Origin of the sequence: Isoptericola sp. NPDC060257, assembly GCF_042726645.1 — a bacterium.
Classification (GTDB): domain Bacteria; phylum Actinomycetota; class Actinomycetes; order Actinomycetales; family Cellulomonadaceae; genus Isoptericola; species Isoptericola nanjingensis.
Window position 1 is genome coordinate 1 of record NZ_JBHXAW010000257.1, and the last position, 6,404, is coordinate 6,404.

7 protein-coding genes are annotated in these 6,404 nt (G+C 75.4%); 1 reads left to right on the top strand and 6 read right to left on the bottom strand.

All coding sequences use genetic code 11. The features are described 5' to 3' along the window. Window positions 1-283, top strand: a 283-nt coding sequence (locus tag ACFWEK_RS17290; protein ID WP_430554836.1) for a dihydrofolate reductase family protein, incomplete at its 5' end; no start/stop codon positions are given. On the opposite strand, the gene ACFWEK_RS17295 is transcribed toward ACFWEK_RS17290, so the two are convergent. The 6 genes from ACFWEK_RS17295 to ACFWEK_RS17320 are packed head-to-tail and all read right to left on the bottom strand — an operon-like array spanning window position 262 to window position 6,319. Beyond that, entirely contained in the window at window positions 262-1,872 is a 1,611-nt protein-coding gene (locus ACFWEK_RS17295; RefSeq protein WP_430545917.1) for a SpoIIE family protein phosphatase, read from the bottom strand. The two genes, ACFWEK_RS17290 and ACFWEK_RS17295, sit on opposite strands and share 22 nt — an antisense overlap. After that, window positions 1,869-3,632 carry an ATP-binding protein gene (locus ACFWEK_RS17300; RefSeq protein ID WP_430554837.1) on the bottom strand — a complete coding sequence of 588 codons (1,764 nt, stop codon included), beginning with the start codon at window positions 3,630-3,632 and terminating at the stop codon, window positions 1,869-1,871. Before ACFWEK_RS17300 ends, ACFWEK_RS17295 begins: the two co-directional genes overlap by 4 nt. Further along, a complete protein-coding gene (locus ACFWEK_RS17305) occupies window positions 3,629-4,669 on the bottom strand; it encodes an ATP-binding protein (RefSeq protein WP_430554838.1) in 1,041 nt (346 codons plus the stop codon). Before ACFWEK_RS17305 ends, ACFWEK_RS17300 begins: the two co-directional genes overlap by 4 nt. After that, complete coding sequence (locus tag ACFWEK_RS17310) at window positions 4,666-5,082, bottom strand: anti-sigma regulatory factor (RefSeq protein WP_430545920.1); 417 nt, start codon at window positions 5,080-5,082, stop codon at window positions 4,666-4,668. Before ACFWEK_RS17310 ends, ACFWEK_RS17305 begins: the two co-directional genes overlap by 4 nt. Next, window positions 5,082-5,489: an STAS domain-containing protein gene (locus tag ACFWEK_RS17315; protein ID WP_430545921.1), complete on the bottom strand. Its 408-nt coding sequence runs from the start codon at window positions 5,487-5,489 to the stop codon at window positions 5,082-5,084. Before ACFWEK_RS17315 ends, ACFWEK_RS17310 begins: the two co-directional genes overlap by 1 nt. Beyond that, a complete protein-coding gene (locus tag ACFWEK_RS17320) occupies window positions 5,486-6,319 on the bottom strand; it encodes an STAS domain-containing protein (RefSeq protein ID WP_430545922.1) in 834 nt (277 codons plus the stop codon). The genes ACFWEK_RS17315 and ACFWEK_RS17320 overlap by 4 nt, the downstream gene beginning before the upstream one ends. Window positions 6,320-6,404 lie beyond the last annotated feature (85 nt).

Consider the following 6,404-nt stretch of genomic DNA (forward strand, 5'->3'; position numbering starts at 1 on the left):
GGCCGAGGACGGCGTGGGGAAGATCCTCGTGCCGGGGTCGCTGTCGGTCGTCCGCCAGCTCCTCGCGGAGGGGCTGCTCGACGAGCTGCGCCTGCTGGTGCACCCGGTCGCGGCCCGCCGCGGTGCTCGCCTCTTCGACGAGGGCGACACGGTCTACCCGCTGGCCCTGCGCCGGTCGGAGGCCTTCCCGACCGGCGTGGTCCGTCTGGTCTACGCGCCGGGCGAGCTGCCGAGCCTGGCGGGGTACGACGACGTGAAGGGTCAGGTGCCGAGCGGCGACTGAGGGTCGCTCGCCCGACGGACGACCACGACGGCGACGTCGTCCTCCCGACCGGCGTCGATGAACCTGTCCACCAGGCGTGCGCACACCTCCGCAGGGGTGAGCCCGGCGAGCGTGCGGGCCGCGTCCACGAGCTCGTGGATGCCCTCCCGGAGGGTGCGGTCGCGGCGCTCGACCAGCCCGTCCGTGACGAGCACCAGGAGGTCGCCGGGGCCCAGCGCGTCGCGCCGCGCGGGCCGCTCGTCCGGGCTCGCCAGACCCAGGAGGCGGGCCGGCGACTTCTCGGCGACCACCGTCCCGTCGGTCCGGACCACGAGCGGAGGCAGGTGGCCGGCGTCGGTCATCTCGACGCTGCCGTCCGCGGGGTCGATGACGCAGACGCACACCGTGGTGAGCTCCGGGTGGTCCAGCCGCAGCGAGTCGTTGAGCAGGTCGAGCGCGCGGGCGGCATCGTGCCCCTCGCGCAGGTAGGCGCGGAGGGTGAGCCGCACCTCGGCCATGACGGTGGCCGCCCGCAGCGAGTGCCCCTGGACGTCCCCGATCACGACGGCGACCCGGCCGTCGGGCAGGTCGAAGGCGTCGTAGAAGTCCCCGCCGACGTCGAGGCGCTCGTCCGACGCCTCGTAGCGGGCGGCGACCTCGACACCGCCGTGCACCGTGAGCCCGGAGGGCAGGAGCCGGCGCTGGAGCGCCATCGCGATGCGGTGCTCCTCGGCGAACGTCTTGAGGTTCCGGAGGGCCACGGTGATGCCCTCGGTGAGCCGGGCGGCGACCTCGCGCTCCTCCGTCGACGGGCCGCTGGAGGCGTCGTCGGCCTGCAGCGCCAGTCCGCCCACGAGCGCGCCCTCGGCGTCGCGCAGCCACACCGTCCACCAGGCGGACCGCGGTACGCCCGCCTGCGCCAGGAGGGGGACCCAGTGGTCGGGCACGTCGTCGGGGCCGAACGTGGCCGACGAGACCGGCCCGGGCGGCAGCACGGGGAGCGTCCCTCGCCCCCGTACCAGCGGCGCGTCCGGGGCCGGGCACACCGCGCGGACCACGGTCTGCTGGTCGACGACCACCATCGCCACGGCGGGGCGCCCGAGCACGGCGCACGCGCCCTGGGCGACGAGGTCGGCCACGAGCTCCTGGGACCGGGCCTGGTGCAGGGGAGCGAGCGCGTCGGCGAGCGCCTCGAGCCGGCGCGCGGCGCGCCCGGCGCCCCGCTGGGCGTCGTGCGAGCGGCACAGCGCGCCCACGGTCGCCAGGAACTCGTCCTGGTCGAGCGGCTCGGGCAGGTAGGCGTCGGCGCCGCCGTCCAGCCCGGCGGTCCGTGCGGCGGCGTCGATCGACGTGGCGGACACGTGCATCACCGGCACGTGGGCGGTCAGCGGGTCCGACTTGATCCGGCGGCAGACCTCGGACCCGGTGAGGTCCGGGAGGTTGACGTCGAGGACCACCGCGTCGATCGTCGCGGCCATCAGGTCCAGCGCCTCCGCGCCGGTCCCCGCCTCGAGCACGTCGAAGCCCGCGCCCCGCAGCCACGTCGCCATGACGTAGCGGTGCGCGCGGGTGTCGTCCACGACGAGGACGGTGCGGTCGGCGGGTGTCATGCGGCACCGCCGTCGCGGAGCGCGCGGGTGAGGGCGTCGCGGTCGAGGGTCGACTTCGGCAGGAAGGGCGCCGGCCGTTCCACCCCCGTCTGCTCCGGGGCGGGGCCGCTGGACATGAGCGCGACGGTCAGGTGGGGGTGCTCGGCACGGAGCCGCGCGAGCAGGCCCACGCCGTCGAGCTCCGGCAGCCGCACGTCCACGACGGCCGCGTCGGCACGGGCGTCCCGCAGCAGGGCGAGCGCGTGCCGCCCGTCGTGGGCGACGCTGACGCGGTCGGCGTCCTCGCGCAGCAGCCCGGCGACGTACGCGCCGTAGGACCGGTCGTCGTCGACGACCAGGACGTGCCCCAGCCCGGTCTCTGCGTCCGCTCCGGCCGTGGCGGGGGAGCGCGTGACCGTCGGCGCGGCCGTCGCGGTCCCCGCCACTGCCGCGGCCTCGACGGGGAGGACGACGGTGAAGGTGCTGCCGACGTCGGGGACCGAGCTCGCCGTCAGCGTCCCGCCGAGCGCGACGGAGGTGCGCCGGGCGTAGGGCAGGCCGAGGCCGGTCCCCCGGACGCTCGGCTGGAGGCGGTTGGGCACCTGGACGAACTCCTCGAACACGGCGTCCAGGTGCTCGGGGCCGATCCCCAGGCCGGTGTCCTCCACGACGAACCGCACGGCGTCGCCCTCGACGCGGGCGTCGAGCCGCACGCTGCCCCGTTCGGTGAACTTGACGGCGTTCGTCAGGAGGTTGCGCAGGACCCGCGCGACCAGCCGTCGGTCGCTCACGAGCGCCAGCCCGGGCTCGCACGCGACCACCAGCTCCACCCCGTCGCGCACCAGGGGGAGCGTCGTGCCCCGGAGCTCGTCGAGCAGCGCCGGCACGTCGATCGGCGCGGGCGCCACGTCCTGGTGCCCGGCCTCCGCGCGCGCGAGGTCGAGGAGCTCGTCGACGAGGGTGAGCAGCGTGGCCGCGCTGTCGCGCACGAACTCCACCTGCTCGGCCTGGTCCCCGGACATCGTCGACGCCTGCAGCAGCGAGGTGAGCCCGATGATGGAGTTGACCGGGCTGCGCAGCTCGTGGCTGACGTTGCGCAGGAAGCGCGACTTGGCCTCGTTCGCGGCCGCCAGCTCCCGGCCGCGCTCGTCGAGCTCGGCGTACAGCGCGACGACGCCGGTGTTGGTCTCCTCCAGCTCCGCGGAGAGCTGGTGGTACATCGCGAGGACGCCGCGGTTGGTCTCCTCCAGCTCGGTGTTGAGCCGGCGGAGCTCCTCCCGCTGCGTCACCAGCTCGTCGTGCGTGCGCAGCAGCTCGGCGTTCTGCACCCGCAGCTCGTCGAGGGCGTTGGCCCCGTAGCCGACGGTGATCGTGCGGCGCAGGGCGTCGGTGGTCGCGGCATCGAGGGGCGCGGAGGCTCCCAGCTCGACCACGAGGGTGACGTGGCGGCCGTCCGCGCCGAGCACGACCTCGTCGACGAGCCGCCGCGCCGCCGGGACGCCACCGTCGGCGGCGTTGCCCGTCGTGGGCAGGCCGGCGGACGACTCGAGGTCCGCGCGCAGGAGCGGCCGGGCGCCCCGGTCGAGGCCGATGGTGACCTCCACGGGCCCGAGCGCGACCGCGGCACGACCGACCTCGGAGAGCGCGGTGGCGACCCGCACCTGGGTGTGGACGTCCAGGCCCAGGGCGCGGGAGATCTCGCGGCCCGCGCGGCGCAGGGCGAGCAGGTCCGTGTCGCCCTCGAGCCGGGTGGCGAGGAGCGGGGTGCCGGCTGTCGTCACGGGGTGCCTCCCAGAGGGACGACCACGACGCACGCGTCGTCCCGTCGTACGGCGAAGTCGCGCATGAGCAGGCCCGCGACGACGAGGGGGCTGCGAGCCGCCAGCCCCGGGTAGGCGGCCAGGCTCGCGCGGTCGGTGAGCCCGTCGGAGTGCAGCACGAGCAGGTCGCCGGCGCCGACGGGCACGGCGACCTCGCGGACGGCTCGTGCGTGGGTGCCGGCGATGCCGGGCTGGCTCACGAGGCTCCGCGGTCGGTCGGCGCCCTGCACGGTGCCGCCGATGTTGCCGAGCCCGGCGTGCCGCAGCGTCCCGTGCTCGACCCGCGACACGGAGACCGCCGCGCCCCGCGTGCCGCCCAGAGCACCGTGGACCCGTGCGAGGAGTGCGGCGGGGCCGGCGGGCTCCGCCTCGAGGAACGCGCGGACCGCCGACCGCGACGCGACGGCGGCCAGGGGACCGTGGCCGAGCCCGTCGGCGACGAGGGCCGAGGTCACGCCGTCGTCCGTCCGGAGGGCGAACGCGTCGCCGCAGACGGCCTGCCCGGTCATCGGCCGGGTCAGCCCCGCCCCCGGTGCGGGGTCGGGCCGGGAGCCGGGGGAGGCGAAGGTGGCGGCCACCACCGTGCCCTGCCCGGGCGCCGACCAGGCGTCCCACGACGAGGTGAGCCGCGGCAGCGTGCCGAGCCCGATGCCGAGGGTGCCGCGCGAGGAAACGCCGTCGCGCATGGCGGCGCCGAGGTCGCGCATGCCGGGGCCGGAGTCCACCGCCAGCACCTCGAGCGCGGCGTGGCCGTCCCAACGACTGACGCGCAGCACGACCGACCCCGAGCCGGCGTGCCGGGTCTGGTTGGACGCCAGCTCGGACACCACCAGACCGGCCTCCGCGGCCCGTGCCTCGCCCAGCCCGAGGCTCAGCGCGGCCGTCGTCGCCGCGCGCCGGACCGCGCCGACGGCGGAGGGATGGTCGACGGTGTGCCAGACCCCGGCCTCCAGGGCGACCGCCGCGTCGGGCGAGGGCGGCCCCGACGTGGAGATCATCGCGACCAGGTCACGATCTCGACCCGGGTCCCGGCTCCCGGTGCGGTGTCGATCGAGAACTGCTCGACCAGCCGCCGTGAGCCGGACAGACCGAGGCCCAGCCCGTTCCCGCTGGTCCAGCCGTCCGTCAGCGCGAGGTCGAGGTCGGCGATGCCCGGTCCCTCGTCGGAGAAGACGGCCCGGACCCCGGACCGTCGGCCGTCCGCGACGAGCTCCACCTCGACCTCGCCACCGCCGCCGTAGACCAGCGTGTTGCGGGCGAGCTCGCTGGCGGCCGTGACGAGCTTGGTCTGGTCGACGAGGGAGAGCCGCGCCTGCTGCGCGATCGTGCGGACGAGCTGTCGGACCCGGACCACGTCGGAGTCGGCACGCACCTCGAGCCGTTCCGTCGCCGTGGCCGAGGGCGCGGTCATCATCTCGACTCTCGTTCGGCGGCCGCCGCGAGCAGCACGCTCTCGGCGGAATCGTGGGCCGGGGCCAGCATCGCGAGGCCGCGTTCCACGTCCAGCGCCGTGCGGACGCCGCCGAGGGACAGGCCCAGCTCCACCATCGTGATGGCCACGGCGGGCCGCATGCCGACGACCACCGTCTGCGCGTCCAGGACGCGGGAGATCGCGGCGACCGACGCCAGCATCCGGCCGATGAAGCTGTCCACGATCTCCAGGCCCGAGATGTCGATGACGACGCCGCGCGCGCCGGTGCGCGTGATGCGTTCGGCCAGGTCCTCCTGCAGCTGCAGGGCGGTGTCGTCCTGGAGGTCCACCTGGATCGACACCAGCAGCGTCGACCCGATCTTGAGGATGGGGACGGCGTCGCTCACGCGGTCACCCCGGCGGGCGTGCGACGACCCTCCCGCAGCGCGTCGACCAAGGCGTCCGCGAGCGTCGCGCGGGTGCGGATGTCCCCGAACTCGATCCCGAGCGCGACGACGGTCTGGGCGATCTGGGGACGGATGCCGCTGATCGTGCACTCCGCGCCCATGAGACGCGCCGCGACGACCGTCCGCAGGAGGTGCTGGGCCACCTGCGTGTCGACCGCCGGCACGCCGGTGATGTCGATGATGGCCTGCGTGCTGCCCGTCTCGACGAGGGTGTTGAGCAGCTTCTCCATGACGACCTGGGTGCGCGCGGAGTCGAGGGTCCCGACCAGCGGGACCGCCACGATGCCCTCCCAGAGCTTGACGACCGGCGTCGACAGCTCCAGGAGCTGCTCGGCCTGCTCGCTGATGATCGACTCGCGGGCGGCGGCGAACGCCTCGAACGTGAACAGCCCGAGCTCGTCCACGAGGCGCAGCAGCGGCAGGACGCGCGTCATGGTGTCGGCCGACCCGGTCAGGCCGTACAGGCCCTCCTTGAGCGCGAACACGCCCACGGCGGTCTCGCGGGGCGTGAAGCCGAGGCGGGCACGTGCGGCGGAGACGTCGGCCAGGATGCCGCGCAGCTGGTCGAAGGCCTCCGACTGCAGGTCGGTGCCCCCCGCCTGCAGTCCGTCGACGAGGGCCTGGTAGATGTCGGACTGCTCGCGCTCGAGCTCGCCGCGGGTGGTACGTCCGCGCAGCTCGTCCACCGCGGCGTCCAGCCAGGCGGGGCGGACGGTCTCCGCATGGTCGACGAGGGTCTGTGCCAGGGCACTCGGCGCGACAGCGGTCATCGCGGGATCCTTCCGGACAAGGGGGGTGTGGCCGTCTGCTCGACCGCGGTCAGTGTACGCAGCGCCGGGAGCGCCGCCGCACCGT

Coding starts and splice junctions, on each gene's coding strand:
- ACFWEK_RS17295 (WP_430545917.1), bottom strand. CDS start 1,872: ATGACACCCGCCGACCGCACCGTCCTCGTCGTGGACGACACCCGCGCG.
- ACFWEK_RS17305 (WP_430554838.1), bottom strand. CDS start 4,669: ATGATCTCCACGTCGGGGCCGCCCTCGCCCGACGCGGCGGTCGCCCTG.
- ACFWEK_RS17310 (WP_430545920.1), bottom strand. CDS start 5,082: ATGACCGCGCCCTCGGCCACGGCGACGGAACGGCTCGAGGTGCGTGCC.
- ACFWEK_RS17320 (WP_430545922.1), bottom strand. CDS start 6,319: ATGACCGCTGTCGCGCCGAGTGCCCTGGCACAGACCCTCGTCGACCAT.